Raw genomic sequence first — 23,200 nt, forward strand, 5'->3', positions numbered from 1 at the left:
ACTCAGGCCGCCCGCAACAAATGCGCAGCACTCTCACCACGGCGCGCAGCGTCAGCCGCAAACCACACTTCGCCGATCTCGTAGACCGCGCCCTCATTGTGGAATGGAATGATCAGATCGACGGCTGCGGATAAAAACTCCATCAACGTCCTGTCATCCCACCTCCCACCCTGCGGGCTGCCCTTCACCAGGGCAAACAACCGCCTGAAAGCCTGCTCGGGATTACGCCCATGGATGGTGGTGATTGAGCCGGGATGCCCGGAGACGATCTCGTTGATATAGGTCCAGGCCGCATCGTCACGCAGCTCCTGCAATAGGATCCGATCTGGCTTCATGCGCAGGCTGGCTTGCAATAACATCTCCGGTGTCACCCGCGCCAAGCCGATATTATCCTTGGCATATAGCAACCGGACATGATTGGGCTGGGGGATGACCAGCTCCAGCGTGTCCTCGATGGTGATCAGCCGCTCCTGCGACGGGATGGCGCTGATGAGGGTTTTACTCATCGTCGTCTTGCCCGATCCGGTAGCACCGCACAGCAGGATGGTGAGCCGCGCCTGCACCGCGCGCTCCAAGAAGGTTTTGATGTCACCAGCATCATAGAGGGCAAGCAAGGCGGCAAAGTCCCGCTGCGCCGCCTCTTTGCGGCTGGCCCAGTTATTCCAGCCCGCCACCTGGTAACGGCTCACCAGCGAGTCGAGCGGTGCCACCGAGCCTCCCGGCTTGCGGATGGTGATGCTGAGCGTACCAGCCGGAACGGCGGGCGGCATGCAGATTTGCAGCCGCTCCCCGCCGGGCAATTCGGTGGCGCAAAGCGGGCTGCGCGGTCCGACATCTTGCTTGCGCAGCGCTCCGGCCAGCGTCGCGATATCCTCGAGGGCTGCATAATCGAGCAACACGGCTTCCACACGAAACTGACCGCGCTGTCGGACAAATAGCTCTCCCGGACGGTTGATGCAGATTTCTTCCGTGGCGGGATCATCCAGCCAGGGTGCCAGCGGTTGCATCAGATATGTTAGCAAACGCGCCGCCTCACCCGCCATTGCCCGTCTCCACGCCGGTATCGTCGAGCCGCAACCGGTACACGCTGGAAAAATCCAGATCATGCGCCACGATCAGCGACACGGTATCACCCTGGTTCTTGGTCAGCGTCGGCGGAATGTTGATGGAGTTTGCCAGGGCGGTGTTGGCAACCGACTGCCCATTGCTCTGTGCGGCATACACAAAGCCGAGTGCCGTCTGCTGCGACGTCGAATTACCGCTGCCATTCCCCGCCGCCGCCAGAGTTCCGGCCTGCAGCCCGCCTTGCACCAGGGTCAGCATTAACGCCCCGCCGAACCGGTCCCAGAAATGGTTGTTGACCGCGCCCGGTAAACCCGCTCGCCCGAGATCGTCGGAACCCGGCGAATCCAGCTTAACAATGACATGATCCGGCGTCTCTGCACGGGTCCAATCAACGAACACCCGGTTCTGGCCTTGCAAGAGACCGTTCTCCATTTGACCGACAATTTTTGTGCCGCGATCAAGCAGAACGACATTTCCGGTAGCCCCTCGAATGTCGATTGGCACAACGCAGGTAACGAGGCCGGGAAGCTGGCTATCGATGGCGGTTTGCAGCGTGCACGGGATCATCGTGCCCTCGGTGATCACCATGTCCGGATGTTGCATAACCGTGGCCTGCTCGCCATCGAGAACCGTGGGCTTCAGCCGGGCCGCCAAGGGGGAATTATCCGGCATCGCCGCCGCCGCCGTGGCGCCCGGCTGACTGGCGCTCAAGGAGGCCGGCTGGTTGGGAACCGGCACCGATGGTCCGGAGAAGGCCAGGATCGGCGCCGCAGCAGGCGAGGCTTGCGCGGGTGCGTCCAACAATCCCGTTGTTGTATTGGCTGGCGCCGGCAAATTTTGCGCGGCGGGCTTCATGACCGCGTCCGGTGGCCCGTTAAAAACTTCGCCGCCATTCGTATATGCCGCTGGAATGATTTTTTGCTGGTCCGCCCGCTTATGGCTGAACAGCGCATTGAACCAGATGAAGCCCAGCCCCAAAACCGCCACCAGCGCCAGAATGCCGAGCTTGGTGCCGGTTGTCAGCTCCCGGCGCGGCGTGCCCGCGACGGGCGAACGGCCATCCTCCACCGGCGAGGCTGCCGCCTGATCGCTCCGGCTCCTCACCTCCGGCCCGTTGGGCGCTTGCCCGCTCATGGCTTCGCTCCCGGCATACTGTTACCCGGCGGCACGACAACGCGCGACACATCCGGGCTGGTCGTCCCGGTCTCAGGATTACCACCCACCGACTGGTAGCCGAGATTGTAAATATCCAGGACCGTGCCGCCATCGCGCAGGTGCCATTCCCGTGCGGTCTGGTCGAGCTGCACGATATCGCCGCGGACCGCGTAGCTGGCCGTGGCCTCCTTCCCATCCGGGTCAATCACGAAGATCGAGGGGATGCGGGCGTTGCCTGCAAATTGCAGTAGCGTGGAATAGCCATTATCCCACACTGCTAAGGGTGCCAGCGAGCGGTCTCCACGTGCGACGTATTTGTAATTGCGCGGCCCGGCATAAGGGTTGCTCTGCTCAGTCTGGAATGCCGCCTGTGCGGCGGTTTGTGTCGCCCGCGCCAAAGCCAGCCGGTTGAGCGCCTCCACCTTTTTGGCATCGGCAGCTGCACGCGCCGCCGCCGCTTTGGCCGCATCCGCCGGATAGGTGAACTGCACCGAGTAGAACACACCTGCAGCCCCATCCGCCGTGCTCGGGGCGTTCACGGTCTCGATCTCGAAGACATAGCGTCGGAGCGCGCCATCCTGGCGCTGGGTGAGCACGATGATCGGCTGCAATTCGAGCGCGGCGCTCGGCTTGAGGAACAGGTAATTTCCCTTCGGCACCGCCGCCAGATGCAGGCTGTCCGTCTCCGCCACCGAGGTGACCGTTTCATCCGGCGCAAAGCTCACCACCATCGTCGCGCCGATGATCGTCGATAGATGCACCACCTGGCCCGGATTGTAGGCGACATAGCGCATCCGGCTGTCATAATGGCCCGCATCCGGCGTTTGATCAGCATAGGCGCCGCGCGCCATCACCATACTTGTCACACCAACCACGAGCACCAACGCAAAAGCTCGTCTCATGGCGCTGTATCCTCTTCGTTCTGGTAGCTTGTAATGATGATGCCGCCAGGATCATCCAGCCGTTCGGCATCAGGCATCGTATCGACCTGCTCGAATTGCTCCGTTGCGGTCCAGGTGGTCGTAACAGCGGTATTCATGCCCGCCTCAAAGATCCGCTGGTAACGCACTTGCGCCACGCCAGGACCGATCAGCGCCACTGAAATCGGCTCCACGGTCACGACGCCATTCTTGCCGATGGTCACCTGCGGGGATTGCGGGTTGGGATAATTGAACCACGCCTGATAGGCGGCTTTTGTCGCGGCATCCGACATGCCGGAGACGATGTCATAGCGGTAGCGAGCGGTATCATAGGAATAACCTTCGCGCATCTGCACATATTGCCAGAGGGCCGCGCGGATCACCGCTTGATGCGTGGAGGCCGGCAAGGTTGAAAGCGCGACTGAATTATCGATCGTGCCATCCGGGCGAATGAGAAAATACACCGGCACCAATTTGGTCAATGGCAACATCGAGGCCACCGCCCATGCCAGCCCCAGATTCGCGAGCATGGAAACAGCGAACGCCACCAGCGCGCCTTTGGAGAGTAGTCGCGCCGAGCGCGCCCGCGCTTCCTGAAACGACAAAACCTCCCTGTAATGCTTATCCAGCATGGCGGGCGCGAGAGGGAATGTGCCGGAGTTCTGATCCATCACGCCCTACCGGTCCGCAACCTTGGGAGGGGCGGCCAAATCCTGCGGTGTCGGCTGCCAGTGCCCCGCATTCAGCACAAAGAGCGGCCCGGACGCCACGGCAAGAGGATCGGAATTAGAACATCCGGCGAGAAGCCCGAAGGTGATGAGAACGAGACAAAATTTGATGAATTTTCCCGCGAATCCCAAAATACCCGGAAGCGGTTTTGAGGACACGAACCGCCGGTAGAGAATCCACCCCCAAAAGGCGCAACTTGCACCCTCGGCAAAATATGGAACAAGACGAGCATTGCTGATCATCGGACCAATCCTGTGTTTGATTTACCCCGTGAAGATTGAACGATACGCCCCGCTTGCGTTGCCGAGGCGGCCATGGCTAGCGGGCTGACGGAAATTCCGCCGCCGATATAAGCGGCGATCCCGGGCAAGAAGCAGGTGATCAGGCTACCAATCGCCAGAAAGATGACGAGTTGCGTACAAATCAAAATGGCTTCCGGCTTCGATGCAATCGCGACATTCCCCAACGTGCTGTTCACGTAGGTGACGAAGCCATTGATGATAATCGCGAGCACAATATCAACCAACAGCGTCAAAATCATCAAACCGATCAGCTTGCCGATAAATCGGTCAGCCACGCCACGTGTTGCGCTGAATAAATATCCCGAGAGAACAAACGGCCCCAGGCACACAACAATATCCGTCAAAATCCTTGTCGATTCGTAGATCAAGAACACCAGACCAATGGGGAATACCATAAGGCTCTGCAAGATCGCCAATTGCACCGAATAAAGCACATTCAAAAAATTCATATGATTTTCGGCAATCGCAAAAACTTCTGACGCGGAATTCCAAAGCGCGTCAAACTGATGCGCTGCCGGTGCCGTTCCGGTCACACCCAGGAATGACGAAGCAAAGTAATTCGGCAAGCCCGCCGTGAAGAAGCTCACGATATATTGGTCATAGAGTGTCGTGGACATCAAAATTGCAATGACCAGACTGATGGTAATAATCCTGCTGACCCCCTGGCGAACTCCGACGTCGCCGCGCATAACCAGAATGCCCGTGACTATGATCCACAGCACAACCAGTGCGGTTAGCGGTCCCTGCACAGCTGACATTGCCGCGTTGACCGTTGTCTCCAGGCTGCTGGTAAACGGCGCCTGGATAATCTGATCAAAAGTGTAAAACGGCGCATAATTGTCAGCGCTGGCCATTTTCTACCTCATGGTGCCGGAGCTGCGTTTGGTTTAGCGTTGGCGCTATTCGACATGGCAGCCCGATGCATCTCATCGGCAAGCAATTGCTCCTCGGCAGATTCAACATTTTGACAGGCCGCCTGCGATATTGAAGCGGCGTTGTCCCCACACCGCGCCTCATCCGATTTGGCGATGGCGGGATGTGCGACATACCAACTCGCTGTATGCACGTCGGCAGCGGGAACTGACATTCTCGCCTGGCCCGGTGCCGCATTTCTGGACGAGCGCATGTTAAAATCAACACCTAAAATCACGCCAGTCTCGGCAATGATAACGGCCACGCCAATTATGATCTGCAATCTGGATGGATAAATCATCATTGCCCTCCATTTGCAGCGGCATCGGATTGTAATTCGCTCACAAGGTTGGTCTGATCCTGATCGAAATGCTCTTGCTGCTGCTGTTGCTGCGACGATGCCTGCTCGCTCGCCAGCACCTGAAGGTTTTGCGCCTGGGCCTGCTGCGCCTGAACGAATTGCGATTCCGCCGCGATGCGGCCATTGATCGCATCAACCTGGGTGATCGATGTGGCAGCGTTCAAATCCGATTCCAGATTCGGCAAATCCTGCATGCGCTGTTGAATCGCGGCGAGATTCGTCGATGCAATGCCTTCGATATTCGCGATGGCATTGCCATTGGCGTTCAACTGCGCACTCGCGGCCGAACCATCCGTTGGTGCATAAACATGGCTCTGGTTATAATAACTTGCGGCCGCACCGGACGGCGCGGTTGTTCCTCCGACCAGCCCCGCCATCGCGTTCGCCATGGGCATTGGGTTTTCGATCGACTGGTTCTCCATTCCAGCCGCCATGCCCATGACATTGGTGGGGTTGGTGAACATCTGATAGGTCTGCTCAAGCTGCGACAATTGCGCCTTGAGCTGCTCCACCGCGATGACTGATTGCGCCGCAGTCTGGATGTTCTGGCCCAGATTGGCGCTGTCGATCACCGCCATTTGCGCGGCGGCCTTTGGCGCCACGCAGAGGCTCAGCATGACTCCCGCGCTCACAACCACATATGCAAGTCTATTCGGATTCACATCATCCTCCTCTTAATCCTTGGCGTCATGGTAGGATCTTAAAAATTCCGGCAGCCATTTGTCTGGCTCATCGCCCAGCTCGCGGCGCAGTTTTTCTGCAAAGCGCACGGTATTCGCCCGGCCGGAAAGTATAGCGACATAATCGCGCATCTGGCCGAGATCGAATTCGCAAATAACACTGGCCTGCTCGCGCTTGAGCAGGAAGCGGCGCTTACCGACCGCCATCTCTTCGCGCACCGCGCGATATTCCCCTTCAGTGCATTTGAGGCCGTCAATATAAACGGCCCGATCCGCTGTCGGTGATGGGAACATTATCTTCGTCTGGCATTGCGCCACGATCGACGGCCCCAGCGGGCTTTCCAGAATATGCTCGGGCATCTGCAACGCCAGAAACACCGCGCCATTACTCTTGCGCACCGTCAACAAAAGATTATCAACCACCGCCGCGAATTGCGGGTTTTTAAGGTAGAAGCGGAATTCATCGATACTCAGCACGACGCGCCGCCCATCGAGGATTTGTGTCACACGATAGAGCAGATAAGCCCCGGCCGGCGCGCAGACTTCGTCGTGCTCCAGCAGCTGGGTCATATCGACGCCGGTGATCGTGCCATCGAGCCGCACCTCGTCGCGCTCCCCATCGAACGCCCAGCCCAGCGCATTACCCCGGCACCATTTCTCGAGGCGAGGACCCAGCCCCATCGGATCGGCATGGCCGAGGAATTCCCGCAATCCAGCCAGCGAACGCAACTCTTCCGGCATGCTCATCTGCCGGGTGATGGCACGCTCCAGGCGCTTCTCTTCCTCCGGACTCAGCCCGCCTTTGCCATCACTTTGCACTAACGCGATCAGCCAACCCCGCAGAAAATCCCGATCGGCTTCGGTGTCCTTCAGCCCACGCAGCGGTGCCAAGCCAGACGCCTCACCACGCCGCAATTCGAGATAGGTGCCGCCCGTGGCGCGCACCAGCAATTCCCCGCCCCGGTCCTTGTCGAAAAACACCACCGAGCCAGCCCGGCTCGATGGGGTATTCTCCTCCACCATCGATTGCTCGAACATCGCCAGCAGAAACATCAGCAGCGCGGTCTTGCCCGAGCCTATGGGACCGAAGATGATCGTCATCGCAACATCGGCAACATGCGGCACGTAGTCATAGGCTGTGCCACCATCCGTGCGGAAGCGCGCGATAGCAGCACCCCAATGTCCGCGCTCTTCTCCTGCTGGGAAATTATCAAAGCTCGACAGCCCAGCAAAATTGCGGGAATTGATTGCCCCGGGCCGCGTGCGCCATTCCAGATTACCCGGGAGTTGCGACCAGAAGGCCGCCTCCAGCCCCAGCCGCTCCTCGACCACCACCGCCCCGGCATCGGCCAACCGCCCGCGCGCCCGCCCCGCGTGCTCCTCTACCGCCGCTAAACTATCCCCATAGACCGCCAGCGAGAGGTGATGCGCGCCCATGACAAATTCATTGGAGGCCAGGGCATCCGCCGCTTCCTCCAACCCGGCGATCTGGCTGACCGCCTTGTCCTGCGCGCCCAGCATCTGGGCGGATTTCAAAGACAGCCTATCCTGCGCCTGGGCACGGGTGACGAAGGCGAAGGACTGCGCCAGCACGATGGGGAACGGCACGGAGAGCAGCGTGTTCAGCATCCCAGGCCGGGTTTTCGCCGGATATTCCCGAAAGGAGAAAATCGTCCCGAAAAAGCTCTTATCCGGCGCGCGTATCTCTATGCCCCGACGCCCGCAAATGACGCGATCCGTGTAAATCGAATCACCAAGATGCCCGGAGACAACCGGCACCGGCAGCGGCCTGCCGGTGATAATCAGGCGCAACGCCTCGGCGATTTCCGAGAAGGCGATCCCATCCCGCTCATACACACCAAGGCGCCGGACTCTGAACCCTTCCAGCCCATTGGCCAAAACAAGCCATTGGTCCTCTAACTCTCGCGCCAGCCCATCCGCTGCTTCTGGGGATTTACACCCGAGCTGCGCCCATTTTCTAGCCATGCCGGGCCCCAGCGGGCTGCGCGGCGAGACCACCATGCTAATAAAATAATCATTCCGGTACAGCCGGCCTGCCAGCACCTTGTGGCGGTATGCGGCGTCCAGCGCGTGGGCAAAGCCGGAGCGGAACCGGCGGGCGGGTGTTGCCCCCAGATCGGCATGGCGGATGAGATGCGTATGGATGGTTACATTGTCGTCGGCGAGATTGCGGTAGGTCGTGTTCAGCAGCCGCAGCCTTGCATTACGCAGCGCATGATCGGCCAGCTCGAATGCCTGGCCCTCAACATGCCCCATCGCCAGCAGCGCCCCGCCTTCCAGCAGCAAGGTTTGCGGCCCGATATGGCCGACATAGGGCAGATATTGCGTGGCGGTGCGCTCCGCGCGGGCACTATCCCCCCACATCGCGCATGCCCCGGTAACGAGCGCGGCCATGACCCGGTGCCGGTGACACTGAAGCCCCGCCCCATCTCTTGCCATCAACTGACCGGCCAGCGGTGCGCAAATACATCAGCACAACACCGACAGCGTTATAGTCCCGCGCCACCAACTCCCGCGCCGCCAGCCAGAGCGGCGCCATCACCGTCAAATAAAGCGGGTTCTTGAAGATCACGACAATCAGCCCAGCCAGCATGAGCAGCATCGCCCCCAGACTCAGCGGTACGCCCATGAACATCGCGGGCCTCGTTGCCGCGAGATATAGCGTGTCAGCTTCAAGGGGCTCCACCTCAACCGCCCCCGGTCAGGGTCTGGCCGAGATAGGAAGCGCCGAACATGATGACGATGCCGCCTATGATGCCCGCAATAACCCCCAGCGACGCCCGGCCAAACATGAACAGAAACCCGATGCCGATAATCCCGAGCACGGCGATCGTCTCGCCAAACGGCCCCAGGATAAAGGTGCAAACATTATTGATCATCGTCTGCGGGCTGGCCCCGCCCGAGACGGTCTGGGCGTAGGCAAATGCCGGAAGCCCCAGCATAGCCGCCAGCAACGTCATGGGCCACGCTCGGGCGGCTACGGACCATAATCTAGTCAGACGCAACATCTGCGCCTGTGCAAGAAGCATCGGGGCAATCATGTCGATCATGGCGACCTCATCGTTTGGAGTTGGGAATCGGCCTCAGCGGCCGCGGCATTGCTTCGCCCGGCGACATCCAGCCCCAGCGGCACCAGCCAGGGCGCGCCATGTGTCCTCGCGTAACTGCCGGTGGCCGATACATCCCAAGCGGGTGGCATGTCCGGGGCAATGACAGGCGGTAGCGGTGACGCGGAAAAACCAGATGCCGCCTCGTCCGCGTGGCGCATCACGCGCCTCGCATAGCCGTTCATGATCCCTTTGAGTGGTGAGCCGGTATTGTAGATCGACAACGCCATAAGCAGGGCGGCCTGTTGCCCGGTATCAACCGGCCCAGAGCCATAAGCGGCCCGCAGCACCGCCGCACCGCCCGTCAATGACGCGCAGGGATCGAGCGCCGCGCCGATCGTCATCCCCAGCGCGGGCAGATTGGCGCTGTTGATTTGCATCAGGCCCAGATCGACAGAATGCCCCTTGGCGATCCATGCAGTCGCCTGAGCCTCGGCGTTGGCCAGGCTCGCCGGGCTGGCACTGAAGTGAGTGCTGTTATCGTGCAGCATCCACGGATAAAAATTGCTCTCCGTACGGGCAACGCCGCGCAAAACCCTCTCCGGCACCCCTGGCGCGCATCGGGCCGCGAGACCGGCAAAATCCGCATCCGATAACGTCGCGGCGAAGACTGGCGCCGGGCCTGCCGCGATCAGGCTCACCAGTATACCGGTGAGCCGATATCTCCGATAGTTGGCCCGCCTCACGGCCATCTACGCCACCAGAACCCGCTGTCCGCTCATCCGGGCGGACAGGCGTTGACGCATGGATGAAAGCGCTGCCGGGGTCGCCTCCCAGATACCGGCGGTTATGTTCCCAATCTCCGGACGTGCGCGCGCCAGCGGTTCCGGGCTCCAGCCGATCCGCGCATAGATGCGGGTCATCGGCGTTTCATAAACACCAACGACGAACTCGATGCCCGACACCAGGCATAGCTCGCACAAGCCGATCAGTAATTCGGCGGAGACTGTGCCGACATCTTGGGCGGATCTACCCACAATCGGAGGCACGCAAAATCGTGTGCATTCCCAGATTGTGGGTGCCGCCACGTCGACGTCATCATCGAAGAAATGCTTAAACTCGCCTTGCAGCATCGTCGGCCCGGTGGTGGCAAGCAGCCGCAGCGAACCGTGCACGCGCTGATCGCCATCAACCGCGAGGAGATAGACGGGATCCGCCTCCTCGTCATAGCGATCCGTTTCACGACCGTCTTTAACAACGACATCCCAACCCAGGCGATCATGAAAGACCGCCGCGCGGGACTGGAACATCTGGTCGAATAACGCGGGATTTTCGATCCTATCGTCCCGGCTCAAATTTATGATCATCGTCGCTCCGCTTAGGTTCAGTGAATAATTAGACTGCCGAAGTCTGGTCACCGCCGGTGGGGGGGGCGATTGCTGAGCGTCCCCGACGCGGTGGATTCATTTTTACAAACCAGATTAGCAGGCCTGCAATCTTCCGAATCGGAATCTTGACACGAGCAATCAATCACGCATTCATCGAGATTTTATCTGAATTTGGCCGGCGAGTTACGCGCTGGACAATATAAATCACCCCGGTCACGAGGCGTGACAGGGCTTGTTTTCAAGCGATTGAGGATTTGAGGGGATGGGTCTTCGTCGGGTGGCAACCGCCTACTTAAATTTACGGGCGCAGCATCTCGAGTGAGACGGTTTTGGCAACTGCCTGGTGGATGTTAGCACAATCAAGCTTGGCGCAAGCAGAACTCAAAAATAAACGAACGGCCCGGTCAGTAATTTTTAACTTACCTGCGATCTGCTTTACAGCTGCGCCCTGCGCTGCAAACTCAAGACATGTCATCTCGCGCGCCGATAACAATGGTTTTGGCTTGGTATCTCGATAGCCAGACAACTCCACAATTCGATCATGCATATAATGCGCGATCATCTGGAACTCTTTCATGTAGCCAATCCGGCGCTTGTCCCATTCTCTCATCGACATATTGGAGGTGATTGTGAATAAGGCGCGTTCACCCCCTCCCCCGCGTACAGGCAAGGTTATTCCTTGTCTGCCGACATGATACCGGTCAGCTTCCGCAAAAAAGCTTCGTGCAATGGCGCTTTCGCGGTCGAGATTTGCCCAATCCAGTGGCAAAAAGCTCTTCGTGCCACTCACAACCACCGGATCGATTTTGAAGTAGTCGTTGTCCTTGTATCGTGCGATCCAGCCTGGATCATATGTCAGCAGTAGGATCGGATTGAACACCTTCGCACCGGGAATATAGAGCGCATGATAGGCAATGTTCGCCAGGTTGTAGACCGTGCATATTTCGCCAGCGATCTTTTGCATTGCGGCAAGGCTCTTGGCTTCGCCAATTTGCGTGACGATCTCTGCGTAGCAATCATCGTTATTAGCAATCATTACAAGCCTCCCAGTCGATTTGGAGACAACGCATTTTGCACTACCGCATTACGAATGTTTGCGTAAATTGAAATATTGGTAATATCCCGGAAGCGCAAATGGGCGTTTGGTTGTTCAGGGGGTTGCACTGCTGCTGTTGTTCATCACCACGTCATTGCTGCGAAAAATATCTCCGCGTAACGCTCAAGATACCATCGTTCGCGAATGCGCTAGCATTCCTTGGTCTGTAGCAGAAACATAACCCGATACCACACCAGACCAGCGAGATTAGAGATAGCCATTGAGTAGGCCAATAAGATAGCCATTGCGGTAGCGTTTGAGCTAGCCAATGAGCTGTTGTTTGCACCAGCGATTGAGCAATCCACCGTCTCCTACTTCCGATTCGGAAGATTGCACGCAGCGTAAAAAATAGTGAAACTCCCCGCCGCTATTTTTGAAAGACTGTTCATGTCGCTTAAGCGCAGACCAACTGATGCCGACATTGAAGCCCTGGCTGAAATCTTCCGCCCGCTCTGGCGGCATGGCGATATTATGCGCCCATGGCTGCGTCAGCATCATGAGCTGCTGCGTTCGCTTGTGCATGGCGAATGGTCCTGGGCCGCGGTCGGTGCAGCACTGACCAAGGTCGGCATCACTTATCGAACCGGTACGCCCTGGACCGACAAGAGGCTACGCAGCGAGCTGTCACGAGCGCTGATGCCCCTCAAAGGCTATCGACAACGGCAGCCAAAACCCGAAGCACAGCCAATGGCCCAAACTGCCATACCTCCCGGTGCGGTTGCTCAAACGGACCTGCCGCCAAATCCGCCATCTGCGCCCAACGTGCCTCCGCCGCCAGCGGTTGCCGCGGCTCCCCGCTTCAAGCCCGCCTCATTCCGCATCCCGGAATCATCATCCACGCCAAGCGAATCCACCCCGGCTGACATCGCCCGCAGCCACCGCCAGACATTCGGCCCACCTGAACCCAAGGAGCCACGCTGATGCCCGAAGACAAACCGCAAACGCCACCACCAACCAAGCCATCGGGCGCCACGCCCTATCGCCCCAGCGCCATAAAATTCACCGGCCCGCGCGCCGACATCATCAGCCTGGCGCCGCCCAAGGAGCCAGAACCCGACATCGAGAAGGGCATCGACCTTACCGGCCGGGCCAAAATCATCTTTGCCGCCGGGCGCGGCAAAACCGGCAAAACCACCCTGCTCCGCTGGCTGACCGAAACCTCCATCCGCAATAGCGGCAAGCCGATCCTGGCCGATGTCGACCCCAGCAACGCTACCTTCTCCGCCTATTTCGCCGATGTCGCTCGGCCGGACACCGACAACCCCGCCGGGGTCGCCATCTGGCTGCAGGGGTTGATCGAATATTGCATCACCGAACGGCAATCCGCCCTTATCGACCTGGGCGGCGGCGACACCACCCTGCGCTCCCTCGCCGCCGAGATGCCGGGCCTGGCCACCCATATCGAGGCTGCCGGCATGGCGCCGGTGATTCTCCACCTCACCGGCCCGCAGCCCGAAGATCTCCTCCCCGCCCTCACTTTGGCGGCGCGCGGCTTCACGCCAACCGCCCAAGCCCTGGTGCTCAATGAATACGGCATTGAACCCGGCTCAACCCGAGAGCGCGCCTTTGCGCGACTCACAGCCTCCAACGCTTATGGCAGTTTGGCCGCCGACTGCGTGAAGCTCTGGATGCCCCGGCTGCACGCCGCCGAGGCCGTCGAAAGCCGGCAATGCAGTTTTGCCGCCGCGCGCGACGGCACCATCAATCCGCCGCTCGGTCTGTTTGACGCCGCCCGGGTGCGAGTCTGGCTGGACGCCATGGACCGCCGCTTCGCCGGGATCAGATCATGGATCCCATAAGCCCCACCTCCCGCCGTGAGACCCTGCACGAGCAGATCGCCGACGCCCAGATGGTCCTGCGCCGCGCCGCCGCTGCCGCCGCCCTGAAAAGCGACCCTCTGGCGGAACAGTTGCAGGCCCTGGCCATGTGTGTCGGCGCGCTGAGTGACCTCTACCAGGCCAGCGAGGCGACCCAGCTCGACATTGCCAACACCCTCAAAACCCAAACCGGCGCCATCGCGAATGAAGCCATCGACCGGGTGCATGCTTCGGGCATGGACATCGTCAAACAGCTCGCCCCGCAACTAGCCAATGCCGCCGACCGCACCATGCGGCAGAAAATCATTACCCTGCGCGTCCGCAGCATCGTGGCCCTGGGTCTGGCATTAGCGCTGGCCATTCTGGTGCCCAGCTTGTTCACCTATGCCGCCGGGCTGAATGCCGGGCGCTTCCAGGGCGAGACAGCCAGTCATCTGATCTCCATGGCGATGAAAGCCGGTCCGGCCGAGGCAATCGCCTGGGGGCAGTTGATGCAGGATAATGACGGCGCCACCGCCATGGCCACCTGCCGCAAATCCATGCAGCAAGACGCCGACGGCCGGCATTACTGCTTCATGCCGGTCTGGACCGACCCGATATCACCAGCAGGACCCGCACTCGCCGGTAAATAGCTCACCAGAAGCCTAACTTTCCGACAGGTAAACCTGACCAGTTTTGGCGGGAACTGGCTGAAACCGAAAGGGTGGGTCTCCACACCGGTAGCATTGCACCAAGCATTCAGCCCATCGACCTGCATTACCTCATCAAGCCGGTGACAAGCCCATCGAGGAGCGTGCCGCATAGAGGCTACTATTCTTGACAATTTTTTTCACATCTCGACGAAAATTTTCAAAACTCCGGTAATCACCAGGCGACCCTGCTATCGTTACGAAGGATTTGCCATCTGGGGCAACTAGGCGCCCGTGCTTACGCCCTCTCTGATAGCTCCAGCCCTCCCGCAAAAGCTTCCTGATGAAATTATCCATGTCCTTATCCGTGGAGTATTTCATTTAGAGGCTCCCTTCGCAGACAGAGGGTAGCGAGCGCAGAACCGGTCGGGGTCGAACGAGATGTCTCCGAAAGCTTTGGCTGCCCCGACCTCCGTAATCGGCTGGCTATATATGTACCCCTGGCCCACCTCCTGCTGCCCATTCTGAAAGAACCGGCCGCAAGGATCGACCATCAGATACGAGTCACGCATCTCCTGATTGTCTTCCGCGCAGAGGATGGTGGCGAAGTGCTGATGCCGCGCGACGAAGCCATTGAAATCCTCGTCCGAGACGGCCAACTCATTAGTCACCATCGGCAACATGCGCAGCACCTTCCACTTGTCAGGGGCCAAGCGTGTAATCAAGGGGCTTAAATCCTCGTCCGCGTTCAGCTTGTTCACCACCGTGTTGAGCTTGAGCTTCAACTGCGGATGTACGCACCGCGCGGCATCCAGCACCTCAGCCAGCGTCTCAAGGTCGAGCAGATTGCCGTGACGATTAGCGCGGCCGATCGCCCGATTTGTCGTGGCAGAGGCGGAATCGAGGCTGATCCCCAGCCACGTGAGGTGCGGCGCCAGCCCGGCGACCATCTCACCCGTCAAGCGACTGGCGTTCGTGATTAACGAAGCCTCGAATCCAAGCGCCCGTGCCTCTCGGATGACCTCAGGCAGTCTCCGGTGATGCAGAAGCGGTTCGCCACCCGCCAGATTGAGGCGGACGTTCTTCCACCGCATCATGCCCCGGAGCGGGTTCCCGGCATTGCCGGGCGCGAAGAAGCGGTACAGCTCCGCCAAGAGTGCTTCGGTTTTCTCAGGATCGCGGATTAACTCGCGGGACGAAGCGGCCTCGTCCCATTTAGCATAGCAGTAGCGGCAACTATAATTGCATGCCTCGGTGAGATGCCAGTTGATGACCAGTGTTGTGTTCGTGTGCATGGGTTGGGCTCCGAAAGGTGGAACCCGTACAAAGCCCGTTAGCGGAGCAGATCATACGAAATCTGCCGTCCCCCCCTTCTCCAGGGCTCTGGAACGACGCGCGACAGGGGGGTACGAGAGATTGCAGTGTCAGAATGGCCGCAAAGGCGCAGATCGAAGGCATCGCAACCATAGAGAGGCACCATGACGACCTTGCCATCAACCGAAGCCATACTCCTGGAAGTTCTCCAGAGCCTGGGGGGCACCAGCTTCCAGACAAACAAGAAGAACAAGTTCGCAACCGGCGAGGCCAGCCTCGAAAAGCACTTCGAAATAGGCCGGGAGGTGGTGACGGCTATTTTTGACGCGTTGGAACTGGACGATGCGGCAAGGGTCAGCGCCGGGCGCAACTTCCAAACCTTCGCCAACGCCTACAAGGCGCTGGAACTCGGCACGTGGACGTTTGACGCGGATCAGCGCCAAGTGCTGTGGATGCTGCTGGGCTATTTTTACATTCCCGGTCTGGCGCGCCACATCGCCTGGTGGACCACTGACTGCCGCATGGACCGGAATATGCCAGGCGGACGCTTTTGGTACCTTCCCGAACCTCGGGAACGGGGCGGGGAAACCAGCCTGTACCTCCCTGTCGCGCAAGTCGTAGATTGGCTGTTGGACCTACTCGGAATACCCCTTGAGAAATTCGCCGACCAGCGTTGGGATGCGACCAATGGGAGGCATGAAGGTCTTCGACGTACTCTCTATGGGTGGCGTAAGGACACGACGCCGGAGTGGTCAACGCTCAAAAAATATTTTTCTGACAAGGCGAAGCTTGAATTCAAAGGTGCCTTTTCTGTTGCCGAGCAGGCAACGCCAAAAGAAAAATTCGCCGCCGCACTCGCTTTCGTAAGCAGCAAACAGCTGACCGCTGAGCGTTTGCGGGACGAAATTCCTATGACCGCGCTGGGCCGTCTGGAGGCCGTCCTGCAGGGGCAGGCAAGTGCCGAAGAACAGGAACACTTTGTAAACCTGCTTGCAGATCGCTATGCGCCTCCCTTACCGCACACCATCCGCCAGTATCTGCGCATCGCCCGGGCAGCACAGAATGGCTATGTCCGCTTACTTGAAGTCCTCTGCCCTGGCGTCGAGCGGACTTGCGCCGATCAGAAGCAGAACAAGCTATTGCAGGCCTTCAACCTCTATAAGTTTGTCTACAACCTCACCGTCGATGCTTGGCGGCACCATGGTGGTAACGGCGCGGATGTCGAGGCGACATGGTTCGAGGAGCACTTGCCGCCTCAGCTTGCGTGCGGTCCGTTGCCTTCAATTCAGCCTTCCGCTGAGGAAGGCGGCATTTTTCTGCTGAGCCAGATCCTGAATCGTCATTTTGCAGAAGAGCCCGCCGGCGCTCCGCTGGAGGATCTTTGGCCCACAGACGAGCAAGGCAACCTCGATATTCTGGTGCGCAATGTCCGTCGTATGGAGGCGATCACGGAGGTGTCGACCGCTGCTGGTGAATTAACCGCAGGTCTCAAAGCAGGCGCCCCATGGCCGAAGCTGCAAGCTGAGACCCGCTTTGGCGTCGTCACCGAGATCGCCTCGAGCAAGAACTTAAGCGAACGCATTTTGCGGGCATCCATTGTCCGCTTTCACGAACTTGCCCAGACGCCTGAGGAAAAAATGCATGCCATTGTGGTTGAGCTTCACCGCCACCTGAACAACGAGCGTCAGCTTCGTACGAAGGAAACCAAAGACCGCGTGCAGGAACTTCTTCAACAAGCTGCGGATAGCCCGGGCTACGAGACCTGGAGTGCGATCATTCTGCAATATAAGGCAAAACATCTCCTGGCGCAGAATGATTTTGACGGCGCGCTCAAGTTTTTCCAGGCGGCGCGAGCCGCATGCAAAGAGCGTTCGTTTGGGCGGATGCGAGGTGAAATCGCCCGGGACTGCTTCGCTCTTGAGCTTGCCGATCGACGGCTTATTCAGGGCAACCATGAGCCCTATTTCCGAGACATGCTGCGAGGGGACATTTTTCCTCCGGGAACAATGCCAACGATAGAAGGTGCGGCCCGCTCCATCTCCGGCTATTTCTGGGACACGCTGTACAAACCTTATCCGGACATCGAGATACGGCGGCCGCGGTCAGAGAAAGAGACAAGGGAGCTTGGCGAACCGTTTCTGAAATTCCTTATCCAGGGAGACCGGGACGGCTTTGTGCAATGGATACAGGTAAACAAGAAGCGCTTGGCCTCGCCATTCCCGGATGTCGAGGGCAATTCATTCCTTATGTTTATCATCAAAAATCTCTCCAAGGTAGCTGCCGATTTACAATCCATGCGCCCCGATCTTTTGAAGGCTTGGAATGAGTACCTTGGCCTGCTCATTCAATACGGACCCGCTGACCAGCTGAATTGGCCGGATTTCAAAGCCCAAACCCCGCTGATGTTGATGGCCGAGGAGGGCAACACCGAACTGGTGCGGTTGCTGTTGGCAAAGGGGGCTGACCCGGACAAACAAGATTATAGAGGGCTTGGCGCATTGCATGCGGTAATCAAATCACGTGTCTCCACCTGCGTGGACGCCCTACTCGATCATCATTGCCGCACTGATCTGCTGACAGTCGACAATCGCTCCCCACTGCACACGGCCACTTGGTCCGGAAATGCACATGCCGTAAAGCGTCTTGTAGACCATGCTCCCGAGCTTGCCTGGCATCGCGATGCTTATGAAATGACGCCACTCGAGCTGGCGGAAACTCTGATCGGAGAGCCCAAAGCATTTGAGGTACTTGCCGATGAATGTTCTCGGTCAGGGGCGACATGCGCGACGACAAGAGAGTTGGAGCAGATTGCTGTCATTTTGGAGAACGCCCTGCACAAGCGGACACCCAATTTAGAATGATGATCGTTCGCTTTGAGGCGCGCGTCTTTGCCACGTTCATATTCGACATGGCACAAAACTGAACGCCGGGCTTTCACGTTGTTGTATGCTTGACGGCAGATTATGGGTATGTTTTTGATTCCAAAGTTTTTGGTGCAGCTTTTTTCAAAAAGCTGCGAGATTTCTTTTGAATCTATGTTCCTGCTGACATCGACATTCCCAAAAGCTCCCGCCAATTGTTCATAACAAATCCCGCCCGGCATCGCCGGGCGGGGTTCATCGCGGTTGTTACTCCCCGCTTTGCTTGCGGCTGCGGGACCAGATCAGGGTGTAGCCCTCACCGCTTTCATCGTCGAAGAGATTGGCGTAGATCGGTGCGCTGAAGCTCGGATCATCCAGCTTGACCGAGATATAATCGCGCCCTTCGGCAGAACGCTTAGACCAGCCAGCACCGAGCTCTGCGCGTCCACAGAATATACGATGGCTGGGTGCGTTGTCGTTGCTACGGTTCGTTTCAGGCACGATACGCACATTCTTCGTCTGCACGCTTAAGGTCACAATCTCGCCGTGGATTTCGTTGCCGGCTTTCTTGAAGGTTCCAATGTTAGCCATGTCAATTCTCCTATGCTGTTTCGAGCCCGCGACCATCGCAGCCTCGATGGCGATCTATTGACCGGGGGCACGATCGGCCTGCACCGCCTGCGGCCGTAGCGTCAGCGGAGGATGGCGGCTTCTGGCTTTTTTGGAGCGCAGCGTCCGCGAGGAGGCAGCAGCGCTGCCGGGGAAAAAAGTCAGATGCCGCCATTGCAGGAAGGCGATCGTCCTTCGGTCAGATCAGCCACGGAGAGGCCGCGTGGCGCGGCTTGGGGCAGGCAGCCAGGAGATGTCTGACGACACTCGGGGCTTTCATCAAAGCGGCATCGTCCATGGCATATGAGTGCAACCTGTCTTGCAGACGCCACCGCGTCATCATGCTGCATATAACCGGTAGCTCCGACACCAGCCCAGCCCTCACATCAATGGACAAAGCGGATTGGCCGGCACATGGTCATGAGCTTCGCCGTGGACCGATCATTCTGGCCAGGCGATGAATCGAAATTCGCACCTGACTATGCCAATCCACGACAATACCGCACGAGGCGAATATCTTTTACGTCCCGGTCCGAAAACAAACCGGGACAAACACCGCGATGAATTCCGCCCGGTGATGCCGGGCGGGGCGAGTATCATACCGCGGAAAGCGTCTCGATCAGCGGGCAGGCCGCATCGGCACCCGCAGCGCAACGCTTTACAGCATCCGCCAGCACGCGCTCCATGGCCTTCAAATCGGCAATCCGTGCCCGCACATCGTTCAAATGCGCGGCGGCGAGTTCCCGCACTTCCCCGCATGCTTCTGCTCCGGCACCAGACAGACGCAGCAATTCACGCACCTCATCCAGGGTAAACCCCAGCTCCCGCGCGCGCCGCACGAAGACAAGGCGGCCAATATCGGCGGTCTGGTATAGCCGGTACCGCCCACGCCTGCGCGGTTTCGGCAGAATGCAAATCTTTTCGTAAAACCGGATCGTCTCAATCGCGCAGCCCGTGCGGCGCGAGAACTCTCCAATCGGCATGTCATCGTGGCTCATGGCATCTCGGTTCATCGGCCACCTCAATTCAGGGCTTGAGTCTGTAGTAACTACAGATGTTACGAGGCGATGGCGCCCACCGCAAGGAACCCGTGACATGCCGCCAGACCCAACCGAACCCAGACCTACCGGGCCAGCCCGGCCCAATCGTCCCATGCGCGACACCAGCGCGGCGCTGTTGACCCTGAGCGGCCTCGCCGCCGCGTTTGGCGTGGCCTCATGCTGCGGCCTTCCATTCCTGTTGGCGACGGCGGGGTTTAGCACGGCATGGTTGGGGGGCGTTGCGCTGCTCGCGGCACCCCACCGGCCGCTGTTGCTCACCCTGGCGGCGCTGTGCCTCATCGCGGGGGCTGGCTTGCTATGGCGGCGTCAGCCGGCTGGTGTTTGCGCAACCGGCTCACTCTGTTCCAAGCCACTGATTCGTGGCCTGACAACCATCGGCCTCATCGCCGGGCTGGTGCTGCTGGTGATCGGCTATCTCTATGCGTGAGGCATCCGTGATCTTGGAATCGGCCATCACCTGCCCGCATTGCGGCTTCCAGGCGGTCGAGACGATGCCGACCAATGCCTGCCAGTATTTTTACGAGTGTAAGGGATGCGGCACCCTGTTGCGGCCAAAGCCGGGGGATTGCTGCGTTTTTTGCTCCTTCGGCAGCATTCCATGCCCACCCATCCAGGCCGAAGGCGGCAAAGGCGGGTGCTGCCCGCCTGCGCGCGGTGCTGCCGGTTAAAGCGGCGCCTCAGCGTTGTGGGAACTATGCGCCCCCACTCCAAAAGCTCCACACCGGAATGCCGAGCTTCTTGGATTTGTCCGCCAAGTTCTCCTGGATGCCGGTGCCCGGGAAAACCATGACGCCGATTGGCAACGCCTCCAACAGTGCGTCATTACGCTTGAACGGTGCCGCCTTCGCATGCCGTGCCCAATCGGGCTTGTAGGCAATCTGCGTGACCTTGCGCGCATCCGCCCAGGCGGCGGCGATGCGCTCAGCGCCCTTCGGGCTGCCACCATGCAGCAGCACCATGTCCGGGTGCTTGGCATGCACCTTGTCGAGCTTGTCCCAGATCAGCATGTGGTCGTTGAACTCCATCCCGCCCGTGAAGGCGATTTTGGGGCCAGATGGCAGCAGCGGCTCGGTGTCCGCCCTGCGCTTGGCGGCGATAAAATCGCGGCTGTCGATGAGAGAAGCGGTCAGCACCCGGTGATTGACCATCGAGCCCGAGCGCGGGCGCCAGGCTGAACGTGTTTGGCGCTCGAATTGCTCGGCGGCCTGGTCGCGGAAGAATTCCAGGCAGTCGCGCCGTTCCAGCAGTGTCTGCCCCTCCGCCGTGAGGCGTTCGAGCTCGACTGAGCGTATCTCGGAGCCATCCTGTTCTTTCTGGCTGCGTTTTTGCGCCTGCTCGTTATCGTCGAGCGCCCGTTCAATCCGGCCTACGGCGCGGTGGAATAGATTGACCGTCGCCCAGAGCAGTTCCTCGAGATCAGGCTCCAGTCGCGTGTCCGTCAGGGTGGCGGCAAAGGCATCGAAGATATCGGCAACGGCGCCCGCGATCAGCGGCGCTTCGGGCAAGGGCCTTGGGTCGGGCTCATCCTGGCCGGGGTGGTAGCCGTAGAGTTGCAGTTCACTGAGAATATGCGCGGTGGGTGAAGACGCGTGGGGTGGCTCATAGCCGGTGTCGTCATCGTCGCGGGTCATGGGATGCTCCTGTTTGCCGGAAGCCCGCGCCCATCGCGGCCTTCCATGGCGATCCAGGCCGTGGGCGGTGGCGGCCCGCACGCATCGCGCCGGAGCGCAGCGGAGGATGGCGGCGGGGCCGCTATTTTGCTTCGCGCTGCAAAGCCCCGGGCATCGCATGGCATGATCAATGTTGCCGATCATGCCCCGGGGCGGCGGAAAATAGCGGCCCCGCCGCCATTGCGGGCCGCCGCCGCACGCGGCACAGAGCGCCCTCTCGGAAGGCCGGCGGCGCGGCCGCCCGGCAGAAAGGGGCATGAAGTGCCCGGCGGTGGCGATAATCCCGGCGTTGGCGGGCCGTCACTCGCCAATCCGCTGCGTAAAATCTCAGCCGCACGCCATGAAGCGGACGGCATCCTCTGGCGCCAATTGGACCCGCAGATGTGCCCGCAATTCGGCGAGGCCAAGCACGCGGAGGTCATCGTTGAAATCGCCAAGGCGGGGCGAGAGCGTGATCGCCTCGACCCCGGCGGCAATTGCGCGTCCGGTCAAACTTGCCACGGCGCGGTCACCAGCCGCATCGGCGTCACGGGCGATATAAAGCCGCCGCAGCCCAGCGGGGAGCAGGTGAGTGGCGAGATGCCCGGCCGAAAGTGCGGCCGCCATCTTCATGGCGGGCAGCACACAGCGCAGCGACAGCATGGTCTCGATACCCTCCCCGGCAGCAAGAACATCATTGCCCGTGGTAGGACCGAACCGCACGGCATGGCCAAGCAATAGCCCCAGCGCCCGACGTGGAACTGCCAGCGGTGCTTTGCCCAGCCGGATGGGATCGAGGGGATCAAACCCGTCAGGATCAAGCCAGGTGCGTTGGACGCCCGTGATGGTGCCCTCGAAGTCCGTCACCGCCGCGATCAAAGCGGGCCAGGGTTCTGGCGGTGAATCGGGAGTCGCGCGGTAGTAACAGCGTGGATGGAACCGTAACGCGCCAATGTCAGTAAGTGCCGCCGCCGCAATGCCGCGCCGGTGCAGATAGGTTTCAGCAAGAGTGCCCGAGAGGGGCTGCGCCATGCCGAACAAACGCCGTGCGGCGCGCTGGGCCTGGGCGGCGTCAGGCGCTGCATCACCGCCATCATCCGCCTGCGGCCCGGGGACGGCACAGGCGCCCGGTAAACTCGGCACATGGCTGTGAGGTTGATGGTGACTGTGCTTGTCGCCGCCAGCATGATCATCCGCCGCCAGCCCCAAAAACTGCCGCGCCTCCTCGGCCACGTCCCGGAACTCGAGCAAGCCGCAGCGCTCGCGGATCAAGTCCAGCAAATCGCCATGCGTGCCCTCGGCGGCATCCTGCCAGCGCCCCGCCGCACCCTTGCCCATGCCGCCGCCGCTGAGCCGCACAAACAAAGACCGCCCTGGCGTGTTATGAACATCTCCCACCAGCCAATAACGCCCTTCACGCCGCCCGGCGGGCAGATAATGCCGGCACACCGCCTCGGCCTGCCGGGCCAGCATCTGCGCCAGCGCCGCCGCCGTCATAGAAAAATCCTGCTTGGGCATCGTTGCCCCTCCATCGCTACAGATTGCCCATCAATTCAGGTTCGCATTCGGCGTTGGGCCGAACAG

General features: G+C 59.9%; 26 protein-coding genes. 6 read left to right on the forward strand and 20 right to left on the reverse strand.

Annotation, left to right across the window (positions count from 1 at the left end):
* Nucleotides 1–2 precede the first annotated feature (2 nt).
* The 14 genes from virB11 to QQJ84_RS15085 form a co-directional block, all read right to left on the reverse strand.
* Complete coding sequence (virB11, locus tag QQJ84_RS15025; protein ID WP_284259123.1) at nucleotides 3–1,043, reverse strand: P-type DNA transfer ATPase VirB11; 1,041 nt, start codon at nucleotides 1,041–1,043, stop codon at nucleotides 3–5.
* Complete coding sequence (virB10, locus tag QQJ84_RS15030) at nucleotides 1,033–2,199, reverse strand: type IV secretion system protein VirB10 (protein ID WP_284259124.1); 1,167 nt, start codon at nucleotides 2,197–2,199, stop codon at nucleotides 1,033–1,035. Before virB10 ends, virB11 begins: the two co-directional genes overlap by 11 nt.
* Complete coding sequence (locus tag QQJ84_RS15035) at nucleotides 2,196–3,122, reverse strand: TrbG/VirB9 family P-type conjugative transfer protein (RefSeq protein ID WP_284259125.1); 927 nt, start codon at nucleotides 3,120–3,122, stop codon at nucleotides 2,196–2,198. Before QQJ84_RS15035 ends, virB10 begins: the two co-directional genes overlap by 4 nt.
* Nucleotides 3,119–3,811: a type IV secretion system protein VirB8 gene (locus QQJ84_RS15040; protein WP_284259126.1), complete on the reverse strand. Its 693-nt coding sequence runs from the start codon at nucleotides 3,809–3,811 to the stop codon at nucleotides 3,119–3,121. Before QQJ84_RS15040 ends, QQJ84_RS15035 begins: the two co-directional genes overlap by 4 nt.
* 6 nt (nucleotides 3,812–3,817) lie before the next feature.
* Nucleotides 3,818–4,111, reverse strand: coding sequence for a type IV secretion system lipoprotein VirB7 (locus QQJ84_RS19520; RefSeq protein ID WP_408862207.1), 294 nt, complete (start codon nucleotides 4,109–4,111; stop codon nucleotides 3,818–3,820).
* A complete protein-coding gene (locus QQJ84_RS15045) occupies nucleotides 4,108–5,025 on the reverse strand; it encodes a type IV secretion system protein (protein WP_284259127.1) in 918 nt (305 codons plus the stop codon). The genes QQJ84_RS19520 and QQJ84_RS15045 overlap by 4 nt, the downstream gene beginning before the upstream one ends.
* Nucleotides 5,026–5,033: 8 nt before the next feature.
* Nucleotides 5,034–5,387: a hypothetical protein gene (locus tag QQJ84_RS15050; protein ID WP_284259128.1), complete on the reverse strand. Its 354-nt coding sequence runs from the start codon at nucleotides 5,385–5,387 to the stop codon at nucleotides 5,034–5,036.
* Complete coding sequence (locus QQJ84_RS15055) at nucleotides 5,384–6,106, reverse strand: type IV secretion system protein (RefSeq protein WP_284259129.1); 723 nt, start codon at nucleotides 6,104–6,106, stop codon at nucleotides 5,384–5,386. The genes QQJ84_RS15050 and QQJ84_RS15055 overlap by 4 nt, the downstream gene beginning before the upstream one ends.
* A 12-nt stretch (nucleotides 6,107–6,118) precedes the next feature.
* A complete protein-coding gene (locus QQJ84_RS15060; RefSeq protein ID WP_284259130.1) occupies nucleotides 6,119–8,539 on the reverse strand; it encodes a VirB4 family type IV secretion/conjugal transfer ATPase in 2,421 nt (806 codons plus the stop codon).
* On the reverse strand, nucleotides 8,496–8,831 hold the full coding sequence (locus QQJ84_RS15065; RefSeq protein ID WP_284259131.1) for a type IV secretion system protein VirB3: 336 nt from the start codon (nucleotides 8,829–8,831) through the stop codon (nucleotides 8,496–8,498). Before QQJ84_RS15065 ends, QQJ84_RS15060 begins: the two co-directional genes overlap by 44 nt.
* 1 nt (nucleotide 8,832) lies before the next feature.
* Nucleotides 8,833–9,195: a pilin major subunit VirB2 gene (gene virB2 / locus QQJ84_RS15070; RefSeq protein WP_284259132.1), complete on the reverse strand. Its 363-nt coding sequence runs from the start codon at nucleotides 9,193–9,195 to the stop codon at nucleotides 8,833–8,835.
* Entirely contained in the window at nucleotides 9,192–9,893 is a 702-nt protein-coding gene (locus tag QQJ84_RS15075; protein ID WP_284259133.1) for a lytic transglycosylase domain-containing protein, read from the reverse strand. The genes virB2 and QQJ84_RS15075 overlap by 4 nt, the downstream gene beginning before the upstream one ends.
* Nucleotides 9,894–9,944: 51 nt before the next feature.
* Nucleotides 9,945–10,559: an acyl-homoserine-lactone synthase gene (locus QQJ84_RS15080; protein ID WP_284259134.1), complete on the reverse strand. Its 615-nt coding sequence runs from the start codon at nucleotides 10,557–10,559 to the stop codon at nucleotides 9,945–9,947.
* 319 nt (nucleotides 10,560–10,878) lie between these two features.
* Nucleotides 10,879–11,616 carry a LuxR family transcriptional regulator gene (locus tag QQJ84_RS15085; RefSeq protein ID WP_284259135.1) on the reverse strand — a complete coding sequence of 246 codons (738 nt, stop codon included), beginning with the start codon at nucleotides 11,614–11,616 and terminating at the stop codon, nucleotides 10,879–10,881.
* 411 nt (nucleotides 11,617–12,027) lie between these two features.
* Here QQJ84_RS15085 and QQJ84_RS15090 point away from each other — a divergent pair, with 411 nt between their 5' ends.
* From QQJ84_RS15090 to QQJ84_RS15100, 3 genes are read left to right on the forward strand one after another with little or no spacing between them, the layout of a single operon-like run.
* Nucleotides 12,028–12,597 carry a hypothetical protein gene (locus QQJ84_RS15090; protein ID WP_284259136.1) on the forward strand — a complete coding sequence of 190 codons (570 nt, stop codon included), beginning with the start codon at nucleotides 12,028–12,030 and terminating at the stop codon, nucleotides 12,595–12,597.
* The gene (locus tag QQJ84_RS15095; RefSeq protein ID WP_284259137.1) at nucleotides 12,597–13,475 is read left to right on the forward strand and encodes a P-loop NTPase family protein; all 879 of its coding nucleotides are present in this window, start codon (nucleotides 12,597–12,599) and stop codon (nucleotides 13,473–13,475) included. The genes QQJ84_RS15090 and QQJ84_RS15095 overlap by 1 nt, the downstream gene beginning before the upstream one ends.
* Nucleotides 13,463–14,125, forward strand: coding sequence for a hypothetical protein (locus QQJ84_RS15100; RefSeq protein WP_284259138.1), 663 nt, complete (start codon nucleotides 13,463–13,465; stop codon nucleotides 14,123–14,125). The genes QQJ84_RS15095 and QQJ84_RS15100 overlap by 13 nt, the downstream gene beginning before the upstream one ends.
* 132 nt (nucleotides 14,126–14,257) lie before the next feature.
* Here the strand turns inward: QQJ84_RS15100 and QQJ84_RS15105 are convergent, their stop codons facing one another.
* The gene (locus QQJ84_RS15105; protein WP_284259139.1) at nucleotides 14,258–14,503 is read right to left on the reverse strand and encodes a hypothetical protein; all 246 of its coding nucleotides are present in this window, start codon (nucleotides 14,501–14,503) and stop codon (nucleotides 14,258–14,260) included.
* Nucleotides 14,500–15,417, reverse strand: a complete 918-nt coding sequence (locus tag QQJ84_RS15110; protein ID WP_284259140.1) for a viperin family antiviral radical SAM protein — start codon at nucleotides 15,415–15,417, stop codon at nucleotides 14,500–14,502. The genes QQJ84_RS15105 and QQJ84_RS15110 overlap by 4 nt, the downstream gene beginning before the upstream one ends.
* A gap of 183 nt (nucleotides 15,418–15,600) precedes the next feature.
* Between QQJ84_RS15110 and QQJ84_RS15115 the strand changes: the two genes are divergently transcribed.
* Nucleotides 15,601–18,297 carry an ankyrin repeat domain-containing protein gene (locus tag QQJ84_RS15115; RefSeq protein WP_284259141.1) on the forward strand — a complete coding sequence of 899 codons (2,697 nt, stop codon included), beginning with the start codon at nucleotides 15,601–15,603 and terminating at the stop codon, nucleotides 18,295–18,297.
* 267 nt (nucleotides 18,298–18,564) lie between these two features.
* On the opposite strand, the gene QQJ84_RS15120 is transcribed toward QQJ84_RS15115, so the two are convergent.
* Nucleotides 18,565–18,888, reverse strand: a complete 324-nt coding sequence (locus QQJ84_RS15120) for a DUF736 domain-containing protein (RefSeq protein WP_284259142.1) — start codon at nucleotides 18,886–18,888, stop codon at nucleotides 18,565–18,567.
* A gap of 614 nt (nucleotides 18,889–19,502) precedes the next feature.
* Nucleotides 19,503–19,904 (reverse strand): MerR family transcriptional regulator, encoded by a 402-nt coding sequence (locus QQJ84_RS15125; protein WP_284259143.1) that lies wholly within the window; start codon nucleotides 19,902–19,904, stop codon nucleotides 19,503–19,505.
* A 97-nt stretch (nucleotides 19,905–20,001) separates the two neighbouring features.
* Here QQJ84_RS15125 and QQJ84_RS15130 point away from each other — a divergent pair, with 97 nt between their 5' ends.
* Together QQJ84_RS15130 and QQJ84_RS15135 are read left to right on the forward strand one after the other, a co-directional pair.
* A complete protein-coding gene (locus tag QQJ84_RS15130) occupies nucleotides 20,002–20,394 on the forward strand; it encodes a mercuric transporter MerT family protein (RefSeq protein ID WP_284259144.1) in 393 nt (130 codons plus the stop codon).
* Nucleotides 20,387–20,635 (forward strand): GDCCVxC domain-containing (seleno)protein, encoded by a 249-nt coding sequence (locus QQJ84_RS15135; protein ID WP_284259145.1) that lies wholly within the window; start codon nucleotides 20,387–20,389, stop codon nucleotides 20,633–20,635. Before QQJ84_RS15130 ends, QQJ84_RS15135 begins: the two co-directional genes overlap by 8 nt.
* 24 nt (nucleotides 20,636–20,659) lie before the next feature.
* On the opposite strand, the gene QQJ84_RS15140 is transcribed toward QQJ84_RS15135, so the two are convergent.
* Nucleotides 20,660–21,598 (reverse strand): DUF2493 domain-containing protein, encoded by a 939-nt coding sequence (locus QQJ84_RS15140; protein WP_284259146.1) that lies wholly within the window; start codon nucleotides 21,596–21,598, stop codon nucleotides 20,660–20,662.
* 366 nt (nucleotides 21,599–21,964) lie between these two features.
* A complete protein-coding gene (locus QQJ84_RS15145) occupies nucleotides 21,965–23,134 on the reverse strand; it encodes a DUF7146 domain-containing protein (RefSeq protein WP_284259147.1) in 1,170 nt (389 codons plus the stop codon).
* Nucleotides 23,135–23,200: the final 66 nt, after the last annotated feature.

It is taken from the genome of Acidocella aquatica (assembly GCF_030160635.1).
GTDB lineage: Bacteria > Pseudomonadota > Alphaproteobacteria > Acetobacterales > Acetobacteraceae > Acidocella > Acidocella aquatica.

Excerpts from the sequence above, each read along its gene's own strand:
- virB11 (WP_284259123.1), bottom strand. The coding sequence starts at position 1,043 with ATGGCGGGTGAGGCGGCGCGTTTGCTAACATATCTGATGCAACCGCTG.
- QQJ84_RS15080 (WP_284259134.1), bottom strand. The coding sequence starts at position 10,559 with ATGATCATAAATTTGAGCCGGGACGATAGGATCGAAAATCCCGCGTTA.
- QQJ84_RS15115 (WP_284259141.1), top strand. The coding sequence starts at position 15,601 with ATGACGACCTTGCCATCAACCGAAGCCATACTCCTGGAAGTTCTCCAG.
- QQJ84_RS15105 (WP_284259139.1), bottom strand. The coding sequence starts at position 14,503 with ATGAAATACTCCACGGATAAGGACATGGATAATTTCATCAGGAAGCTT.
- QQJ84_RS19520 (WP_408862207.1), bottom strand. The coding sequence starts at position 4,111 with ATGATCAGCAATGCTCGTCTTGTTCCATATTTTGCCGAGGGTGCAAGT.
- QQJ84_RS15045 (WP_284259127.1), bottom strand. The coding sequence starts at position 5,025 with ATGGCCAGCGCTGACAATTATGCGCCGTTTTACACTTTTGATCAGATT.
- virB2 (WP_284259132.1), bottom strand. The coding sequence starts at position 9,195 with ATGATCGACATGATTGCCCCGATGCTTCTTGCACAGGCGCAGATGTTG.
- QQJ84_RS15135 (WP_284259145.1), top strand. The coding sequence starts at position 20,387 with ATGCGTGAGGCATCCGTGATCTTGGAATCGGCCATCACCTGCCCGCAT.
- QQJ84_RS15140 (WP_284259146.1), bottom strand. The coding sequence starts at position 21,598 with ATGACCCGCGACGATGACGACACCGGCTATGAGCCACCCCACGCGTCT.
- QQJ84_RS15085 (WP_284259135.1), bottom strand. The coding sequence starts at position 11,616 with ATGATTGCTAATAACGATGATTGCTACGCAGAGATCGTCACGCAAATT.
- QQJ84_RS15050 (WP_284259128.1), bottom strand. The coding sequence starts at position 5,387 with ATGATGATTTATCCATCCAGATTGCAGATCATAATTGGCGTGGCCGTT.
- QQJ84_RS15130 (WP_284259144.1), top strand. The coding sequence starts at position 20,002 with ATGCCGCCAGACCCAACCGAACCCAGACCTACCGGGCCAGCCCGGCCC.
- QQJ84_RS15060 (WP_284259130.1), bottom strand. The coding sequence starts at position 8,539 with ATGGCCGCGCTCGTTACCGGGGCATGCGCGATGTGGGGGGATAGTGCC.
- QQJ84_RS15110 (WP_284259140.1), bottom strand. The coding sequence starts at position 15,417 with ATGCACACGAACACAACACTGGTCATCAACTGGCATCTCACCGAGGCA.
- QQJ84_RS15125 (WP_284259143.1), bottom strand. The coding sequence starts at position 19,904 with ATGAGCCACGATGACATGCCGATTGGAGAGTTCTCGCGCCGCACGGGC.
- QQJ84_RS15040 (WP_284259126.1), bottom strand. The coding sequence starts at position 3,811 with ATGGATCAGAACTCCGGCACATTCCCTCTCGCGCCCGCCATGCTGGAT.
- QQJ84_RS15035 (WP_284259125.1), bottom strand. The coding sequence starts at position 3,122 with ATGAGACGAGCTTTTGCGTTGGTGCTCGTGGTTGGTGTGACAAGTATG.
- QQJ84_RS15145 (WP_284259147.1), bottom strand. The coding sequence starts at position 23,134 with ATGCCCAAGCAGGATTTTTCTATGACGGCGGCGGCGCTGGCGCAGATG.
- virB10 (WP_284259124.1), bottom strand. The coding sequence starts at position 2,199 with ATGAGCGGGCAAGCGCCCAACGGGCCGGAGGTGAGGAGCCGGAGCGAT.
- QQJ84_RS15120 (WP_284259142.1), bottom strand. The coding sequence starts at position 18,888 with ATGGCTAACATTGGAACCTTCAAGAAAGCCGGCAACGAAATCCACGGC.
- QQJ84_RS15100 (WP_284259138.1), top strand. The coding sequence starts at position 13,463 with ATGGATCCCATAAGCCCCACCTCCCGCCGTGAGACCCTGCACGAGCAG.
- QQJ84_RS15095 (WP_284259137.1), top strand. The coding sequence starts at position 12,597 with ATGCCCGAAGACAAACCGCAAACGCCACCACCAACCAAGCCATCGGGC.